Source organism: Nocardiopsis coralli (genome assembly GCF_014892575.1).
GTDB lineage: Bacteria > Actinomycetota > Actinomycetes > Streptosporangiales > Streptosporangiaceae > Nocardiopsis > Nocardiopsis coralli.
Map to the genome: position 1 here is coordinate 181,922 of NZ_JADBGI010000010.1, position 17,184 is coordinate 199,105.

Below are 17,184 nucleotides of genomic sequence, written 5' to 3' on the forward strand. Positions count from 1 at the left end.
TGGTCCGGGGGCCTCGACGAACCCTAAGCGAGCGCGTCGATGCCGGGCAGGTCCTTGCCCTCGAGGTACTCCAGGCTGGCGCCGCCACCGGTGGAGATGTGGCCGAACGCCGCCTCGTCGAAGCCCAGGGCGCGCACGGCCGCGGCGGAGTCGCCGCCGCCCACGACGGTGAACGCGTCGGAGTCGATGAGGGCCTGGGCCAGGGCACGGGTACCGCCGGCGTAGGGCTCCATCTCGAAGACGCCCATGGGGCCGTTCCAGAAGACCGTGCGGGTGTCGGCGAGCTTCTCGGCGAACAGCGCGCGGCTCTTGGGTCCGATGTCCAGACCCATGCGGTCGGCGGGGATCGCGTCGACGTCGACGGCGCCGTGCGGGGCGTCGGCGGCGAACTTCTCGGCGGCGACCACGTCGACGGGCAGGACGATCTCCACGCCGTCGCGCTCGGCCTGGGCTAGGTAGCCCTTGACGGTGTCGATCTGGTCGCTCTCCAGGAGGCTGGAGCCGACCTCGTAGCCCTTGGCCTTGAGGAAGGTGAAGACCATGCCGCCGCCGATCAGCAGGCGGTCGGCGGTGCCCAGCAGGTTGTCAATGACGGCGAGCTTGTCGGAGACCTTGGAGCCGCCGAGCACGACCGCGTAGGGGCGCTGGGGGTCGCTCGTGAGCTTCTTGAGGACCTCGACCTCGGTCAGGACCAGGCCGCCGACGGCGTGCGGGAGGCGGGCGGGCAGGTCGTAGACGCTGGCGTGCTTGCGGTGCACCGCGCCGAAGGCGTCGCCCACGTAGAGGTCGGCGAGCTGGGCGAAGCGGTCGGCGAGCTCGCCGCGCTCGGCGTCGTCCTTGCTGGTCTCGCCGGGCTCGAAGCGCACGTTCTCCAGGAGAGCGACGGAGCCGTCGGTGAGGGCCTCGCTGGTGGCGCGGGCTGACTCGCCGGCGGTGTCGGTGGCGAAGGCCACCTCGGCGCCGAGCAGCTCGCCCAGGCGGGCGGCGACGGGGCGCAGGGAGTAGCGGGGCTCGGGCGCACCCTTGGGGCGGCCCAGGTGGGCGGCGACGATGACACGTGCGCCGCGCTCGCTGAGTGCGCGGATGGTCGGCAGGGCGGCACGGATACGACCGTCGTCGGTGATCCGGTCACCGTCCAGGGGCACGTTGAGGTCGGCCCGGACGAACACGCGCTTGCCGGAGACGTCGAGGTCGTCGATCGTCCGCATGCTGGTTCTCCTCGGTGGTCGGCCCGGCCGCGGCGGCCGGGCTCTGTCTGTGGGTCCGGTGGGGTGCGTGGGCGCGCCGTGCCCGGGGCGCGCCCACGGCGGCACCCCCTCGCGCGGGGCGAGGGGGTGCCGCCGTCGTTCCGGGCGCCCGAGGGCGTCGGCCGGGCTGTTAGCGGGTGCCGACCAGCTTGGCCAGGTCGACCAGGCGGTTGGAGTAGCCCCACTCGTTGTCGTACCAGCCGACGATCTTGACCTGGTTGCCCGAGGCCATGGTCAGCTTGGAGTCGAAGGTGCAGGAGGGCGAGGTGCCGACGATGTCGGAGGAGACGATCTCGTCCTCGGTGTAGACCAGGACGTCCTTGAGGTCGCCCTCGGTGGCGGCGGCCTTGAAGGCGGCGTTGACCTCGTCGGCGGTGACGTCGCGGTTCAGCTCGACGACCAGGTCGGTGACGGAGCCGTCCGGGACGGGGACGCGCATGGCGATGCCGTCGAGCTTGCCCTCGAGCTCGGGGATGACCAGGGCGGTGGCCTTCGCGGCACCGGTGGTGGTCGGGATGATGTTCTCCGCGGCTGCGCGGGCGCGGCGCAGGTCCTTGTGCGGGAAGTCCAGGGTGACCTGGTCGTTCGTGTAGGCGTGGACCGTGGTCATGAGACCGCGGGTGATGCCGAAGGCGTCGTTGAGGACCTTGGCCATCGGCGCCACGCAGTTGGTGGTGCAGGAGGCGTTGGAGATGATGTCGTGGTTGGCCGGGTCGTACTTGTCGTCGTTGACGCCCAGGACCACGGTGATGTCCTCGCCCTTGGCGGGCGCGGAGATGACGACCTTCTTGGCGCCGGCCTCGATGTGCTTCTTGGCGTCCTCGGCCTTGGTGAAGATGCCGGTGGACTCGATGACCACGTCGACGCCCAGGTCGCCCCAGGGGAGCTTGGCGGGGTCGCGCTCGGCGAGGACCTTCACGGTCTTGTCGCCGATGCGGATCTGCCCCTCGCCGACCTCGAGCTCGCCCTCGAGCTTGCCGAGCACGGTGTCGTACTTGAGCAGGTGCGCGAGCGTCTTGGTGTCGGTGAGGTCGTTGACCGCGACGATTTCGATGTCGCTGCCGCCGGCCGCGACCGCGCGCCAGAAGTTGCGGCCGATCCGTCCGAAGCCGTTGACGCCTACACGGATAGTCACGGAACTGTTCTCCTCAAATGTCGCACATCACTGTCGACCCGCGCGTTCTGGCGCCGCCCCGGCGGTGGACCCCGGCACGGGGGAACCCGACCATGTTGAGCAGCGTGAACGCTTATCAGGTGTTCACAGAGAGCCTAGCGGAGCACCGGCGGGGAACCGTTCTCGGCCCGCTCCCGCCGACCGGCCTCGCTCTCGTGGATCCGCGACCATCCTGGCACTGCGAAGCAAAGAGGTCTAGACCATTAAACGAAGTTATCAGCGTATTTCCGCAGTTAACAAAGGTGCACACTCAGGGCCGGGGCGCGACCGGCGTGAGTCACACATCCGAACACCGCGGGCCGACCGTCAGGGCACGAGCATGTCCGGAGTGAGGTTCGCCTCCGTGCCCTCGATGCCCAGATCGCTCGCGCGCTTGTCGGCCATCGCCAACAGCCTGCGGATACGTCCCGCTATGGCGTCCTTGGTCAGCGGCGGGACCGACAGCTGGCCCAGCTCCTCCAGCGAGGCCTGCTTGTGCGCCAGCCGCAGTTGACCGGCGGCGACCAGGTGCTCGGGGGCCTCCTCGCCCAGGATCTCCAACGCCCGCTCCACACGCGCGCCCGCGGCCACGGCGGCCCGGGCACTGCGGCGCAGGTTGGCGTCGTCGAAGTTGGCCAGGCGGTTGGCGGTCGCGCGCACCTCGCGGCGCATGCGGCGCTCCTCCCAGGCCAGGACGCTCTGGTGGGCTCCCAGCAGCGTGAGCAGCGCACCGATGGAATCACCGTCGCGCACCACCACGCGGTCCACACCGCGCACCTCACGGGCCTTGGCATGCACCTTCAGGCGGCGTGCGGCCCCCACCAGCGCCAGGGCGGCCTCGGGGCCGGGGCAGGTCACCTCCAGCGACATCGAACGGCCCGGCTCGGTGAGCGAACCGTGTGCGATGAAGGCGCCCCTCCACGCCGACTCGGCGTCGCAGGCGCCCCCGGCGACCACGTGGCGGGGCAGTCCGCGCACGGGGCGGCCGTTGTTGTCGACCAGGCCCGTCTGGCGGGCCAGGGACTCGCCGTCCTTGATCACACGGACCACGTACCGGTTGCCCTTGCGCAGCCCGCTCGGGGAGAGCACGACCACCTCGGACTCGTGGCCGAAGACCTCGGAGATGTCCTTGCGGAGCCGCCGTGCGGCAGCGCCGGTGTCCAGCTCGGCCTCGATGACGATACGCCCGCCCACCAGGTGCAGGCCCCCCGTGAACCGGAGGATGGTGGACACCTCGGCTTTGCGGCAGCATGGCTTCAGAATGGCCAGACGGCTCAATTCGTCCTTCACCACGCCGGTCATCGCCATCGCCGCGATCCTCCCCTAGAACTGGACCGACCCGGTGCCCCACACACGACACCGGGCTCCGGCCGCCCGTGACCCCTTCACGGCCGACCGTCTCCGAGGCACACTACGCGACGAGGTGCCGATGGCCGACCCCTGGACAGCGTGTTGCACATCCCCGACCCGCGCTTGACCTGCACCGTGTCGGGCTTCGTGGGGGTGTGCCTCAATTGCCCCCGGGGCCCGCGGACAGAAGCTCCCGGAGGTGTTCGCGCAACACGACGGCCTGGTTGTGTTCGCGGTCCTTGGCCGAGTAGAGCAGGGTGACCGGACCGCGGCGGGCCGCCTCCAGGATCGGGTCGAGCACCTCGGGGTGCGCCCGCAGCTCGGCCCGGTAGCGCTCGGCGAACTCGGCGAAGCGTTCCGGATCGTGCCCGAACCAGGTGCGCAGGCCGGGGCTCGGGCCGGCCTCCTTGACCCAGGTCGTGCCCTCCATGGCAGCCCTGCTCACCCCGCGCGGCCACAGGCGATCGACCAGGAAACGCCGCCCCGGCGGGGGTTCCGGCCCCTGGTCGGGGTGTTTCTCGGCGCGGACCTCGTCGTAGACGCGTTCCAGGAAGACGTTGTCACCAGCCATGGCGCGGGGGTTCCCGCACGCAGGTCACCCCGAACCCTTCACCTGACCAGGATGCGTTCGTACGCGGCGGCCAGGAGCTCGGTGTCGTGGCGCGGGGTGCCGTCGTCGCGGCTGAGCCGGTCGAGTTCGAGGCTCCCGCCGAGCTCGCGCGCCACCCGGTCCAGGGGCAGGGGTTCCTCGACCGTGCCGTGGTCGGCCAGCACCACGTCCACGCCGAGTTTCGGGGCGTGCTCGCGCAGAACCTCGAGGTAGGTCTCGGGGCGGAAGTGGTCGGTCTCACCCCGCTGCGGCGACAGGTTGAGGGTGACCAGGCGCCGCGCGCGGGTGGTCACGAGCGCCTCGGCGAGCTCGGGGACCAGCAGGTGCGGCAGCACGCTGGTGAACCACGATCCGGGGCCGAAGACCACCCAGTCGGCCTCGCGCACCGCCTTGAGCGCCTGGGTGCTGGCCGGCGGCGCCTCCGGGACCAGGGAGATGGACCGCACGGAACCGCCGGTGCTCGCGCAGGCCACCTGGCCGCGCACCGTGCGCAGTTCTTCGGGGCACTCGGGGTCGGCGCCCTGCACCTCGGCGACGATCTCCAGCGGCACCGACGACATCGGCAGGACCCGCCCGTGCGCACCCAACAGCTGGCCGACCCAGTCCAGGCCGGCCACGGAGTCGCCGAGCAGCTCCCACAGGGCCACGATGAGCAGGTTGCCGACCGCGTGCCCGTGCAGGTCGCCCTCGCTGCTGAACCGGTGCTGGAGCACCTGGCTCCAGGTGTGGCCCCACTCGTCGTCGCCGCACAACGCAGCCAGGGCCATGCGCAGGTCGCCGGGCGGCAGCACACCGAGTTCCTCGCGCAGCCGGCCGCTGGAGCCCCCGTCGTCGGCGACCGTGACGATGGCCGTGACGTCGGTGGTGACCCTGCGGAGGGCGGACAGGGAGGCGTGGAGCCCGTGCCCTCCTCCGAGTGCGACCACCCGTGGCGGGCGCTCGTCGTCGCCGTCCACCGCGGTGTTGCTGGACATCGTCGAGGCCTGCCCCCTCGTCCCGTGCTGATGTTCACGGGGATCCTACTCCCGGCCCACGTCCCTGTGGACCACGTTCACCTCGACCCCCTGGCCCCGCAGGCGGTCGGCCAGCTGCTCCGCCATGGCCACGCTGCGGTGCTTACCGCCCGTACAGCCCACGGCCAAGGTCATGTAGTGCTTGCCCTCGCGCTGGTAACCGGTGGTGGTGAGCTTGAGGACCTCGGTGTAGGCCTCCAGCATCTCCTTCGCGCCGTCCTGGGACAGCACGTAGTCGCGCACCGGCTCGTCGCGCCCGTTCATGGGTCTGAGCTCGGGGATCCAGTGGGGGTTGGGGAGGAAACGGCAGTCCAGCACCAGGTCGGCGTCGACGGGCAGGCCGTGCTTGAACCCGAAGGAGACCACGTTGGCGCGGGGGCGGGACTCGTCGCTCTCACCGAAGAACCCGATGACCCGGGCCTTGAGCTGGTGCACGTTGAGCTGGGAGGTGTCGATGACCAGGTCGGCCTCGCCGCGCACCGCGCGCAGGGTCTCGCGTTCGCGGGCGATGCCCTCCGTCAGGCGGCCGTCCCCCTGCAGTGGGTGGGGACGCCGCACGCCCTCGAAGCGCCGCACGAGCGCCTCGTCACTGGCCTCCAGGTAGAGGACCCGGGCCACGATGTCGCGCTTGCGCAGCTCCTCCACGGTGGAGAGGAGGTCCTCGGTGAAGGCGAGCGAGCGCACGTCGACGACCACGGCCACCCGCGGGACCGCCCCGTGGGTGCGCCCCGCCAGCTCGATCATGGTGGGCAGCAGTCCGGGCGGCAGGTTGTCCACCACGAACCAGTCCAGGTCCTCCAGGGCGCGTGCCGCCGTGCTGCGCCCGGCCCCGGACATCCCGGTGACGACCACCACCTCCGGCGGCAGTTCCCCACCCAGTTCGACCGTCATGCGTCTCCTCCCCCGTCGTTGCTCTCGTCCGTCTTCGCCTTGCCGCCACCGGCCAGGTGGTCGTGCACGGTCTCGGCCATCTTCGGGCCGATGCCCGGCACCTTCGCGATCTCCTCCGGTGTGGCCCCGGACAGTTTGCGCACCGAACCGAACTCCTTGATCAGGGCCGCCCTGCGCGAGGGGCCCAGCCCGGCGAGCTCGTCCAGACTGCTGCCGGTGAGCGCCTTGGCGCGTTTCTGCCGGTGGTAGCGGATCGCGAAGCGGTGCGCCTCGTCGCGGACCCGCTGCAGCATGTACAGCCCCTCCCCGGTGCGCGGCAGGATCACCGGGTCCTCGTCGTCGGGCAGCCAGACCTCCTCCAGGCGCTTGGCCAGCCCGCACACCGCGATGTCCTCGATGCCGAGCTCCTCCAGTGCGCGCCGGGCGGCCTCGGCCTGGGGGCGGGCCCCGTCGACCACCACGAGGTTGGGCGGGTAGGCGAACTTGCCCGGCGCCGGCTCGTCCTCGCCCTGGTGTCCCCCGTGGTCGCCGGTCTCACCCATGCGGGCGACCTCTCCGCTGCGGGCGCTCTCCTCGAGGTAGCGCTTGAACCGGCGGGTGATGACCTCGTGCATGGCGGCGACGTCGTTCTGTCCGCCGCCGCGCACCTGGAAGCGCCGGTACTCGGACTTGCGGGCCAGCCCGTCCTCGAAGACCACCATGGAGGCCACCACGTGGTCGCCCTGGAGGTTGGAGATGTCGTAGCACTCGATGCGCAGGGGCGCCTCGGGCAGGTCCAGGGCCTCCTGGATCTCGTTGAGGGCGCGGCTGCGGGTGCTCAGGTCGCCGGCGCGGTGGGTCTTGTGCCGGGCCAGGGCCTCGCCGGCGTTCTTCTGCACGGTCTCCATGAGCGACTTCTTGTCGCCACGCTGGGGGACGCGCAGGTCGACGTTGGAACCGCGGCGCTGCGAGAGCCAGTCCCCCAGGGCGCTGCGGTCCGAGGGTTCGTGCGAGACCAGCACCTCGCGCGGCACCACCGTTCCGGGTTCGTCCTCGACGGAGTCGCCGGCGCTGCTCTCCCCGTCGCCGTAGAGCTGGCCCAGGAGGGTCTCCATGAGTTCGTCGGTCCCGGCGTCGGTGACGCGGTCGACGACGTAACCCCGCCGGCCCCTGATGCGTCCGCCGCGCACGTAGAAGATCTGCACGGCCGCCTCGAGCTGGTCCTCGGCCATGGCGATGACGTCGCAGTCGGTGGAGTCGGGCAGCACGACCGCCTGCTTCTCGAGGGCGGCGCGCAGGGCGGCGATGTCGTCGCGCAGGCGGGCGGCGCGCTCGTACTCCATCTCCTGGGCGGCATCACCCATCTGTTGCTCGAGTTCGCGGATGAAACGGCCGGTGTCGCCGGCGAGGAAGGAGCAGAAGTCGTCGACGAGGCGGCGGTGCTCCTCGGGGCTGGTGCGTCCCACGCAGGGGGCGACGCACTTGCCGATGTAACCGAGCAGACAGGGGCGGCCGCTGCTGCGCGCGCCCCGGAAGACGCCCGCCGAACAGGTGCGCACGGGAAAGACGCGCAGGAGCAGGTCGACGGTCTCGCGGATGGCCCAGGCGTGGGAGTAGGGGCCGAAGTAGCGCACGCCCTTGCGCTTGGCGCCGCGCATGACCTGCACGCGCGGGACCTCCTCGCCGAGGGTGACCGCGAGGTAGGGGTAGCTCTTGTCGTCGCGGTACTTGACGTTGAAGCGCGGGTCGTACTGCTTGATCCAGGAGTACTCGAGCTGGAGCGCCTCGACCTCGGTGCCGACCACGGTCCAGTCGACGTCGTCGGCGGTGGAGACCATCTGCTGGGTGCGCGGGTGCAGCCCGGCGAAGTCGCGGAAGTAGGAGGACAGCCGCGAGCGCAGGTTCTTGGCCTTGCCCACGTAGATCACGTGGTTCGATGCGTCCCTGAACCGGTAGACCCCCGGCGAGGTCGGGATGCTTCCGGGGGCGGGACGCAGGTGAGGAGTCGCAGCCATACCCCCCATTCTGGTCGGTCCCCACGACATACGGCCACCGGTGCCGCAGACGTCACAGTGACGTGACCGCTCCGGAACCGTTTCCACGCTCCCCCACCGGGACGGGAGCCGCGCGAGGGCCCGGGATGCACCCCCTTTCACCAACGGCCGATCGCACAAACGTCACGATTGAGTATCTGGATGCTCTAGTTTGGTCGGGTACACAGGAACAGCCCGACATGAACGACACAAGGGGGCCATTCGTCGTGGACATGGCTAAGTGGATCACGCTCGGCGTATCCATCGCGGTCGCCGTCCTCCTGGTGGCGGCCGCACACTGGGTGCTCAGGCACAAGCTCGCCAAGGTGTGGAACCTGGCCGACTTCATCGTGGCCCGGACCAAGGTGACCGCCTACACCGCCGGTGCCGTGGTCGGCGCCAACCTCGGCCTGCCGAGCGTCCAGGACGTGGGGTGGGCGACCTACCAGACCATCGATCACGTGATGGTCATCCTGATGATCGCGGCCCTGACCGCGTTCGGCATCACCCTCGCCTACGCTTTCACCGACTCGATCCTGGCGCGTCTGGACCTCAGCAACAGCGACGCCGACCGCCGCGCGCGCCGCCTGCAGACGCAGGTGCGGCTGCTGCGCCGGGTCATCACCTCCATCATCGTCACCCTGGCCGTTTCAGCGATCCTCTTCACCTTCGACGAGATCCAGGCGCTCGGGGCCGGGCTCCTGGCCTCGGCCGGTGTACTGGGCATCGTCGCCGGTGTGGCCGCCCAGTCCACGCTCGGCAACCTCTTCGCCGGGCTCCAGCTCGCCTTCAGCGACGCCCTGCGCATTGGCGACGTGGTCGTGGTCGAGGGTGAGTGGGGCCGGGTCGAGGAGCTCAGCCTGGTCAACGTCACCATCAAGATCTGGGACGAGCGCCGCCTCGTGGTCCCGGTCGCCAACTTCACCACCACCAGCTTCGAGAACTGGACCAAGCAGGGCACCAACATCACAGCGAAGGTGCAGTTCCCGCTCGACTGGGAGGTGCCGATCGCGGAGATGCGCGAAGAGGCCGGCCGCATCATCACCGCCAGCAACCACTGGGACGGCCGGAGCTGGTCCTGCCAGATCGTGGACATCGCCGAGACCGGAGAGATCCAGGTGCGTGTGGTGGCCACCGCGTCCCACACCGACACCCAGTGGTTCATCGCCTGCGAGATCCGCGAGCACATGATCGCGTGGCTGGCCGAGAACTACCCCAAGTCCCTGCCGCGCAAGCGCACGGAGTTCGTTGCCGACTCCTCCGAGGAGTCCGGTTACGCCTCGCAGTACCCCACCTCGGCGTTCCGCCGTGTCGGGGCCGGCGCCGGCGCCGTGGCGCACGAGCGGAACGGTTCCCCCGAGGGCGGCGACCCCGGAGAGGCCTGAACCCCGTTCCCCCGCAAACGTGACGGGGCGCCCGGAACTCTCGGTTCCGGGCGCCCCGTTTCGTCGTTCCATCCCGTGGGCCCTCCGGCCGGGACCTACGGGCCCTAATCGAGCACGATGTCGTTGCCCTCGATGGTCACGGTGAACGCCTCGAGGGGGTCCTTCGCCGGACCCTGGACGGGTTCACCGGAGGTGTAGTCGAACTTGCTGCCGTGGCACAGGCAGTGGATGAGCTCGTCCTGGACCTCCTGGACCGTGCAGCCGCCGTGGGTGCAGGCCGCGCTGAAGGCCTTGAACTCGCCCTCCTCGGGCTGGGTCACCACGAGCTTGCTGTGACTGAAGACCGCTCCCCCGCCCTCGGGAACGTCGTCGGTGCTGCCGACCACGTGCCCGCGGCGCACCTCCTGGGGTGGCGGCGGTTCACCCCCGCACGCGCTCACCGCGCCCACGGCCGCGACCGTTCCCGCTGCGCCGAACAGGCCGCGCCTGCCCATCGCGCACCCGCACGCCTTCTCACCGGCCACGTCAGAACGCTCCTCACCTGCGCCGAAATCTACGACTACTCAATGTAGTAGACGCCGGGAGTGCCCCGTGACCGGGGCCGGTCCGGTCGACTCGCGGATCACCAAGTGCGAGGGAAGCACCACACGGTGCGGATCGGTGAGCGTGCCCGACCGGGAGCCCCCGCGCAGCAGGAGCTCCACCGCGGCCCGGCCCGCGCGGTCGCCGGGGCCGGCCAGGGTGGTCAGCGCCGGCACACAGAGGTCGGCGCCGAAGATGTCGTCGTAGCCGACCACACTGGCCTCCTCGGGGACGGCCACACCCCGTTCCGCCAGGCGCTTGAGCACACCGATGGCGAGCAGGTCGTTGTGCGCGACCAGCGCCGTGGCGTCCCGGGCCAGGGCGGCGTCGGCGGCGGCACCGCCGGCGTCGGTCATGGGCGGGAACGGTCCCAGGCGCTCGGCGGCCATGCCGTGCTCGGAGGCGGCGGACCGGAGCGCGTTCCACCGCCGTCCGGCCGACCACGACTGCTCCGGCCCGGAGAGGTAGACCAGGGAGCGGTGTCCGAGCGAGGCCAGGTGGTCGACGATCTGCCCGCTGCCCGAGTCGTTGTCGACGACCGCGCTGGGGATGCCCTCGACCTCCCGGTTGACGAGGGCGAGGTTGTGGTCGCGCGCCAGGTCGGCCACGGCGCCGCCGGGCAGGCGGCTCGCGGCGAGCACAAAACCGTCGACCGAGCGCGACAGCCGCTCGATCTGGTCCTGCTCCTTGGCCGCGGACTCCTCGGTGTTGCTCAGGATGAAGGTGAGGTCGGCCTGGCGCGCCCGCCCCTCGGCGCCGCGGATCGCACCGAAGAAGTGCGGGTTGGTGATGTCGGGGACCAGCATCGCGATGGTGGCGGTCCGGCCCGACTGCAACGCCGAGGCCAGAGGGCTGGGCCGGTAGCCGAGGCGTTCGGCCGCCGCGTGCACGTGCCCGCGAGTGACGGCGTTGACCCGCCGGGGGTTGCTGAACGCCCGGGAGACCGTCGAGGCCGCCACACCCGCCTCCCGGGCGACGTCGTAGATGGTGGTGCGCTTCGGTGAGCCCATGACCCCCGCCCCTCGTCCGATTACTCCTGGAACGGGGCTCATTGCACCAGGAGTGACAACTCTTGGCAATCGCTTGCCATGTCCGGAATCGGAAACCTAGGGTTCACGAACACGTCACATCCGGCGACTCTTCCCCCGTCCCACCTGGGACGGCGCCGGCGCACACCCCTCCCCCGGACTGGAGCCTGGGATGTCCCCACCCCCGAACCCCGCGTCCCCCGCGGCAACGCCACCACGGCCCGCACCGGTGCGGTGGCTGGAGAGGGCCGAACTGGCCACCGGCGCTCTCCTCCTGCTGATGATCCTCGCCCTCATGCTGGTCCAGGCGTTCCAGCGGCACCTGCCGGTCGCCGACTGGGTCTGGACCGGCGAACTCGCCCGACTCGGCCTGGTGTGGCTCGCGTTCTCCCTGGTCGGATACCTGGCCGGGCGGGACGAGCACGTCACCCTCAAGCTCTTCGACATGTTCGCCGGGCCACGGCTGATGCGCGTCGTCTGGGTGGGATCGAACCTCGTCGTGGCGGCGATCGGTGCGGCACTGACCGTCGAGGGAGCCGCAATGGTCTTCGGTTCGTCACCACAGGCGACCCCCGCTCTCGGGATCCCCGTCACCTGGGTCCATGCCATCCCCATGCTCGGGATGGCGCTGGCGGTCGCCCGGTCCGTGGCCAACACGTTCCTGTCAGCCCCACCCGCCCCGACCAGTGATTCCGACCCGCTCAGTGAGGAGGCCACCCGATGAACGCCGCTCTGGTGATCGGGGGGATCCTCGTCCTCCTACTGCTGCGCGTGCCGGTCGCGTTCGCGATCCTCGGCCCCACCACGGCCTACATCCTGCTCACCGACCACTCCATCGGGTTGAGCCTGCGAACGGCTGCGCAGGAGATCGACAGCTTCCCCCTGCTGGCCGTTCCCCTGTTCATCATGCTGGGGGTGGTCGCCAACCACACCGGCATCGCCGAGCGCATCTTCACCTTCGCGCAGACCCTGCTCGGCCGCGTGCGAGGCAACCTCGCTTACGTCAACATCGGCGTGAGCGTGGGCTTTTCGTGGATGAGCGGAAGCGCGCTCGCGGATGTGGCCGGCATGGGCAAGATGCTGGTTCCCTCCATGGTCGAGCGCGGGTACCCCCGGCGGTTCTCGCTCGGTCTCACCGCCGCGTCCAGCCTCATCAGCCCGGTGATGCCCCCGAGCATCCCGGCCATCGTCTACGCCGGCGTCGGCGCGGTCTCCACGGCCGCGTTGTTCGCCGCGGCCGTGGTTCCCGCCTTCCTCATCGCAGCCGGACTGACCCTCAGCGTGCTCGTATGGACATGGCGCCGCCCGGAACTGTCCGGCGAACGTGCTTCCAGGGGCGAACTGCGCACGGCCCTGATCCGGGTCCTGGGCCCCTTGGGAGCCCCGGTCATTCTGCTCGGCGGCATCCTCAGCGGTCTGTTCACCCCGACCGAAGCGGCCGCCGTGGGTACCGCCTACGTCCTGATCCTGGGTTTCTGCTACCGGAGACTCACCCTGCGTTCCCTCGGCAGGATCGCCACCGAAACCGCCACGACGGCAGCGTCGATCGCGATCATCCTGGCTGCTTCAGGGCTTCTCGGGTGGGTGCTGGCCCGGGAGCAGATTCCCCAGGACATCGCAGCTTTCCTGCTGGGATTCACCGACAATGCGGTCGTTTTCCTCATCCTGGTCAACATCTGCTTGATCCTCGTCGGAACCGTCCTGGAGCCGATCGCAGCGCTCGTCATCACCGTCCCGGTGCTGCTGCCCGTTGCGCTGGAGTTCGGCATCGACCCCGTGCACTTCGGCATCATCACCATCGTCAACCTGATGATCGGCCTTCTGACGCCGCCCCTCGGAGGTGTGCTGTTCGTCCTCGGGTCGGCCACACGGTCACCCATGTACGAGGTCTTCCGCGGTACCGCCCCGTTCCTGATCCCCCTGCTGATCGTGCTCGCCCTGCTCACCGTGGCCCCGGAACTGGTTCTGTTCCTGCCCGGGCTCCTGGGGTTGTAGCCCACACCGCCGATCGTCCCGAGGAGGACCATCGTGAAGAGCCACGTGCGCTGGTGCGCGCTCGTCCCCGCGGCCGCGCTCGTCCTCGCCGGTTGCTCCGCCGACGAGGACACCGGGGTCACCACCCTCACGTTCACCAACTCCTACAGCGCGGACCACCCGCACACGCGGTGCGGCATCGACCGCGTCGCAGAACGTGTCGAGGAGGCCGACGTCGGCCTCGCCATCGACACCTTCCCCGGAAGCCAACTCGGCGACAACACGGAATCGTTCGCCTCGGTCATGAGCGGCGACATCGACCTCGACGTGCAGGGCTCCGCGGCCCTGGGTTCCTCGTACGAACCCATCGAGGTCTTCGATGCCGCATATGCGTTCGAGGACGTCGACCACCTGTTCTCGTTCTTCGACTCCGCGGCGGCAGAACCGGTCAAGAACGACTTCGAGCAAGAGACCGGGGCGAAAATCCTGGACCTGTGGTACTTCGGCGACCGCCACTTCACGGCGAACCAGCCCTTGCGAACCCCTTCCGACATGGAAGGGCTGCGCATGCGGTTCGCCGAGTCGCCGATCTACCTGGCCAACGCCGAGGCGCTGGGTGCCACGGCCACCACCGTCGCGTTCGAAGAGGTCTACCTGGCTCTGCAACAAGGCACGGCGGACGGCCAGGAGAACCCTGTGACCACCGTCGACGCCGACAACTTCTCGGAGGTCCAGAGCCATATCAGCATGACCGCGCACCAGGTCGGCTCACAGATGATCGTGGTGTCCGGCCAGACGTGGGACCAGCTGAACGAAGAACAGCACGAGGTCCTGCAGGACAGCGTCTCGCAGGTGCGGGAGGAGAACCGTGCCTGCATCGAGGAATCCGACCGCGAGGTCCTGGACTCGTGGGGACCGGACGGTCCCATCGAGGTCGTCGACGATGTCGACGTGGAGGCCTTCAGATCCCAGGCCCAGGAGTACTTCCTGGAGACGTTGGAGGGTGACCGGCTCGCGCTCTACGAATCCTTCCTCGAGTTCGAACAGCAGGAGCCGCACCCCGGCTCCGATCACTCGCCCGAACATACGGAGAATGAATGAGGCGTTCCATCGCCACGGTCTCGCTGAGCGGGACCCTGGAAGAAAAGCTCCGGGCCGCCGCACGCGCGGGGTTCGACGGCGTCGAGATCTTCGAGAACGATCTGGTCGCCTCGCCGCTCGCGCCGCGGGAGATCCGGGCCCTGGCCTCGTCGCTGGGCCTGGGCATCGACCTCTACCAGCCCTTCCGTGACTTCGGCGGGGTCACCGAGGAACAGCTGGCCGCCGACCTGCGCCGGGCGGAGGCCAAGTTCGCGCTGATGGTGGAGCTGGGGGCCGACACCCTCCTGGTGTGCTCCAACACCGCCCCCGACGCGATCGACGACGACGCGCTGGTCGCCGAGCAGCTGTACCGGTTGGCCGAGGCCGCGCGCCCGTACGGGGTGCGCATCGCCTACGAGGCGCTGGCGTGGGGCACGCACGTGTCCACGTACGGGCACACGTGGGACCTGGTGCGCCGGGCCGATCACCCCGGGCTCGGGGTGTGCCTGGACAGTTTCCACGTGCTCTCGCGCGGCGACGATCCGGCGGGCATCCGGGACGTCCCGGGCGACAAGATCTTCTTCCTGCAGCTTGCCGACGCACCCAGGATGGCGATGGACGTGCTGCAGTGGAGCCGCCACCACCGGTGCTTCCCCGGGCAGGGCGACTTCGACCTGGCCGCGTTCACCGACCACGTGCTCGCGGCCGGGTACGACGGTCCGCTGTCGCTGGAGGTCTTCAACGACGTCTTCCGGGCCGCCGACACCGGACGGACCGCGGCGGACGCACACCGTTCGCTCGCGTTGCTGGAGGACGCGGTACTGCGGCGGCGCGAGGAGAACGGCGACGGGGCCCCGGAACAGCTGGTGCGCCTGCCGGACCCGGTCCCGCCGCGCCGGTTCGCGTTCGTGGAGGTCGCCGCGGACACCTCGGCCACCGCCGAGGCCCGCGCGGTGCTGGAGGCGCTCGGGTTCACGCACACCCGCGACCACCGGTCCAAACCGGTCGAGCTGTGGGAACACGGCGGGACCCGGATCCTGCTCAACGCCACCGACCCCCGGCTCGGCCACACCTGGGACCGGGCCGCGGCGATCACCGCGGTCGGGTTGGACACCGACCGCCCCGACCGGGCCCTGGAACGCGCGGGTGCGCTGTCGGCACCGCCCCTGCCCCGGCGGCGGGACCCGGCCGAGACCGACCTGCACGCGGTCGCCGCCCCCGACGGCACGGCCGTGTTCTTCTGCCCCGACGCGGGACCGGGCGATCAGGCCTGGCTCGACGACTTCTCCGCGCCCGCGGTGCACCACCCTCGGGACGAGGCCGGCCCCCGGCTGACCGGGATCGACCACATCGGGCTGCACCAGCCGTTCGACCAGTTCGACGAGGCCGCGCTGTTCTACCGTTCGGTGCTGGGTCTGAGCCCGTCGGAGAGCACCGACCTGGCGGCCCCGGACGGTCTCGTACGCAGCCGGGCGCTGGTGCACCGGGCGTCGGGGCTGCGGATCGCGCTGAACGTGTCGGTCCTGGGCTTCGGTGAGCACACACGCGCGGCTGGGGGTGCCCAGCACATCGCGCTGGGGTGCGAGGACGTCTTCGCCGTGGCCGAGGCCATGCGCGCGCACGGGCGCCCGCCCCTGCGTGTTCCGGACAACTACTACGCCGACCTGGCCGCACGCACCGACCTGGCCCCGGCGACGGTGGAGCGCATGCGTGCGCACGGGGTGCTGTACGACCGCGATCCGGGGACCGGCGCGGAGTTCTGGCACTGTTACACGCCGCTCCTGGACGGCCGCCTGTTCTTCGAGGTGGTGCAGCGCGGCGCCGGGTACGAGGGTTTCGGCGCCCGCAACACCCCCGTGCGGATGGCCCTGCACCGTGCGGAGCGTGACTCGTGAGCGATCCGCTGTCCGCACGCCCCGAGGGTGTCGCGTTCCTGCTCGGCCTCATCGGCTCGGGCATCGGGCCCTCCCTGACGCCGCCCATGCACGAGCGGGAGGCCGCCGAGCTGGGGCGGTCCCTGGAGTACCGCACGCTCGACATCGACGAACTGGGCGCCGAGCCCGGGGACGTGGGCGCGCTGATGCGCTCGGCCCGGCGCCTCGGGTTCGACGGCCTCAACATCACCCATCCCTGCAAACAGCTGGCCCTGCGCCACCTGGACGGCCTGACGCCCGACGCGGAGGCGTTGGGCGCGGTGAACACGGTGGTCTTCGGCGAGGCCGGGGTGCAGGGCCACAACACCGACTGGTCGGCGTTCGCACGGTCCTTGGAGGCCGGGCTGCCCGGCGCCCCGAAGGACCGTGTGCTCCTGCTCGGCACCGGCGGGGCCGGCTCGGCGGTCGGGTACGCGCTGATGCGTGCGGGCACCGGTGAGTTGGCCGTCTCCGATCCCGACTTCGAACGGGCGGAGCTCCTGGCCGCGAACCTGCGCGGGCTCTTCCCCGACCGGGTGTGCCGCGCGGTACCCGTAGCGCAGGTGGCCGACACCGTGCGGGCCTCGGACGGGTTGGTCAACGCCAGCCCCGTCGGGATGGCCCACCACCCTGGCACGCCCCTGCCGACGGAGTTGCTGCGCCCGTCGTTGTGGGTGGCCGACGTGGTCTACCGGCCGTTGGAGACCGAGCTGCTGGCCGCGGCGCGCGAGCGCGGGTGCCGGGTGCTCAGCGGGAAGGGGATGGCGGTCCACCAGGCGGCCGAGGCGTTCGGGCTCATCACCGGGCTGGTCCCCGACCGCGACCGGATGCTCGCGCACTTCGACGGGCTCGAGCGGGCGAGCGCCCCGGCCTGAGGACGGAACACCACTCTCGCACGGGCAACAGTTGCCACATGGCCACTATTGGCCAGGCCTTCGGACCCCCT

Annotated in this window: 15 protein-coding genes; 6 read left to right on the top strand and 9 right to left on the bottom strand. The window is 70.5% G+C overall.

The genetic code is table 11. The features are described 5' to 3' along the window. Positions 1-23 precede the first annotated feature (23 nt). From IDM40_RS13580 to uvrC, 7 genes are all read right to left on the bottom strand, one after another. A complete protein-coding gene (locus tag IDM40_RS13580; RefSeq protein ID WP_193122358.1) occupies positions 24-1,208 on the bottom strand; it encodes a phosphoglycerate kinase in 1,185 nt (394 codons plus the stop codon). Positions 1,209-1,377: 169 nt separating this feature from the next. Further along, the gene (gene gap / locus IDM40_RS13585; RefSeq protein ID WP_193122359.1) at positions 1,378-2,382 is read right to left on the bottom strand and encodes a type I glyceraldehyde-3-phosphate dehydrogenase; all 1,005 of its coding nucleotides are present in this window, start codon (positions 2,380-2,382) and stop codon (positions 1,378-1,380) included. A gap of 345 nt (positions 2,383-2,727) precedes the next feature. After that, a complete protein-coding gene (gene whiA, locus IDM40_RS13590) occupies positions 2,728-3,708 on the bottom strand; it encodes a DNA-binding protein WhiA (protein ID WP_193122360.1) in 981 nt (326 codons plus the stop codon). A gap of 202 nt (positions 3,709-3,910) precedes the next feature. Next, the gene (locus tag IDM40_RS13595) at positions 3,911-4,321 is read right to left on the bottom strand and encodes a DUF488 domain-containing protein (protein ID WP_193122361.1); all 411 of its coding nucleotides are present in this window, start codon (positions 4,319-4,321) and stop codon (positions 3,911-3,913) included. A gap of 38 nt (positions 4,322-4,359) precedes the next feature. Beyond that, positions 4,360-5,334, bottom strand: a complete 975-nt coding sequence (locus tag IDM40_RS13600; RefSeq protein WP_193122362.1) for a gluconeogenesis factor YvcK family protein — start codon at positions 5,332-5,334, stop codon at positions 4,360-4,362. Positions 5,335-5,379: 45 nt separating this feature from the next. Beyond that, the gene (gene rapZ, locus IDM40_RS13605; protein WP_193122363.1) at positions 5,380-6,264 is read right to left on the bottom strand and encodes an RNase adapter RapZ; all 885 of its coding nucleotides are present in this window, start codon (positions 6,262-6,264) and stop codon (positions 5,380-5,382) included. Beyond that, complete coding sequence (gene uvrC / locus IDM40_RS13610; protein ID WP_193122364.1) at positions 6,261-8,258, bottom strand: excinuclease ABC subunit UvrC; 1,998 nt, start codon at positions 8,256-8,258, stop codon at positions 6,261-6,263. Before uvrC ends, rapZ begins: the two co-directional genes overlap by 4 nt. Positions 8,259-8,509: 251 nt before the next feature. Between uvrC and IDM40_RS13615 the strand changes: the two genes are divergently transcribed. Then, entirely contained in the window at positions 8,510-9,661 is a 1,152-nt protein-coding gene (locus IDM40_RS13615; protein WP_216630769.1) for a mechanosensitive ion channel family protein, read from the top strand. Positions 9,662-9,765: 104 nt separating this feature from the next. Here IDM40_RS13615 and IDM40_RS13620 read toward each other — a convergent pair whose 3' ends face one another. Together IDM40_RS13620 and IDM40_RS13625 are read right to left on the bottom strand one after the other, a co-directional pair. Next, positions 9,766-10,155 carry a Rieske (2Fe-2S) protein gene (locus IDM40_RS13620; RefSeq protein ID WP_193122401.1) on the bottom strand — a complete coding sequence of 130 codons (390 nt, stop codon included), beginning with the start codon at positions 10,153-10,155 and terminating at the stop codon, positions 9,766-9,768. A 69-nt stretch (positions 10,156-10,224) separates the two neighbouring features. Beyond that, positions 10,225-11,253 (bottom strand): LacI family DNA-binding transcriptional regulator, encoded by a 1,029-nt coding sequence (locus IDM40_RS13625; protein WP_193122365.1) that lies wholly within the window; start codon positions 11,251-11,253, stop codon positions 10,225-10,227. A gap of 190 nt (positions 11,254-11,443) precedes the next feature. On the opposite strand from IDM40_RS13625, the gene IDM40_RS13630 reads away from it, so the two are divergent. The 5 genes from IDM40_RS13630 to IDM40_RS13650 are packed head-to-tail and all read left to right on the top strand — an operon-like array spanning position 11,444 to position 17,113. Continuing rightward, positions 11,444-11,995, top strand: a complete 552-nt coding sequence (locus IDM40_RS13630; protein WP_193122366.1) for a TRAP transporter small permease — start codon at positions 11,444-11,446, stop codon at positions 11,993-11,995. Further along, the gene (locus tag IDM40_RS13635) at positions 11,992-13,266 is read left to right on the top strand and encodes a TRAP transporter large permease (protein ID WP_193122367.1); all 1,275 of its coding nucleotides are present in this window, start codon (positions 11,992-11,994) and stop codon (positions 13,264-13,266) included. Before IDM40_RS13630 ends, IDM40_RS13635 begins: the two co-directional genes overlap by 4 nt. A gap of 33 nt (positions 13,267-13,299) precedes the next feature. After that, on the top strand, positions 13,300-14,346 hold the full coding sequence (locus tag IDM40_RS13640) for a DctP family TRAP transporter solute-binding subunit (protein ID WP_193122368.1): 1,047 nt from the start codon (positions 13,300-13,302) through the stop codon (positions 14,344-14,346). Continuing rightward, positions 14,343-16,220: a bifunctional sugar phosphate isomerase/epimerase/4-hydroxyphenylpyruvate dioxygenase family protein gene (locus IDM40_RS13645; protein ID WP_193122369.1), complete on the top strand. Its 1,878-nt coding sequence runs from the start codon at positions 14,343-14,345 to the stop codon at positions 16,218-16,220. The genes IDM40_RS13640 and IDM40_RS13645 overlap by 4 nt, the downstream gene beginning before the upstream one ends. Then, complete coding sequence (locus IDM40_RS13650; RefSeq protein WP_193122370.1) at positions 16,217-17,113, top strand: shikimate dehydrogenase; 897 nt, start codon at positions 16,217-16,219, stop codon at positions 17,111-17,113. Before IDM40_RS13645 ends, IDM40_RS13650 begins: the two co-directional genes overlap by 4 nt. Positions 17,114-17,184 lie beyond the last annotated feature (71 nt).

What these genes read in the sequence shown, in the direction of transcription:
- whiA (WP_193122360.1), bottom strand. Translation starts at nt 3,708, where the DNA reads ATGGCGATGACCGGCGTGGTGAAGGACGAATTGAGCCGTCTGGCCATT.
- IDM40_RS13615 (WP_216630769.1), top strand. Translation starts at nt 8,510, where the DNA reads ATGGCTAAGTGGATCACGCTCGGCGTATCCATCGCGGTCGCCGTCCTC.
- uvrC (WP_193122364.1), bottom strand. Translation starts at nt 8,258, where the DNA reads ATGGCTGCGACTCCTCACCTGCGTCCCGCCCCCGGAAGCATCCCGACC.
- IDM40_RS13630 (WP_193122366.1), top strand. Translation starts at nt 11,444, where the DNA reads ATGTCCCCACCCCCGAACCCCGCGTCCCCCGCGGCAACGCCACCACGG.
- IDM40_RS13625 (WP_193122365.1), bottom strand. Translation starts at nt 11,253, where the DNA reads ATGGGCTCACCGAAGCGCACCACCATCTACGACGTCGCCCGGGAGGCG.
- IDM40_RS13580 (WP_193122358.1), bottom strand. Translation starts at nt 1,208, where the DNA reads ATGCGGACGATCGACGACCTCGACGTCTCCGGCAAGCGCGTGTTCGTC.
- rapZ (WP_193122363.1), bottom strand. Translation starts at nt 6,264, where the DNA reads ATGACGGTCGAACTGGGTGGGGAACTGCCGCCGGAGGTGGTGGTCGTC.
- IDM40_RS13620 (WP_193122401.1), bottom strand. Translation starts at nt 10,155, where the DNA reads ATGGGCAGGCGCGGCCTGTTCGGCGCAGCGGGAACGGTCGCGGCCGTG.
- IDM40_RS13595 (WP_193122361.1), bottom strand. Translation starts at nt 4,321, where the DNA reads ATGGCTGGTGACAACGTCTTCCTGGAACGCGTCTACGACGAGGTCCGC.
- IDM40_RS13600 (WP_193122362.1), bottom strand. Translation starts at nt 5,334, where the DNA reads ATGTCCAGCAACACCGCGGTGGACGGCGACGACGAGCGCCCGCCACGG.
- IDM40_RS13645 (WP_193122369.1), top strand. Translation starts at nt 14,343, where the DNA reads ATGAGGCGTTCCATCGCCACGGTCTCGCTGAGCGGGACCCTGGAAGAA.
- IDM40_RS13635 (WP_193122367.1), top strand. Translation starts at nt 11,992, where the DNA reads ATGAACGCCGCTCTGGTGATCGGGGGGATCCTCGTCCTCCTACTGCTG.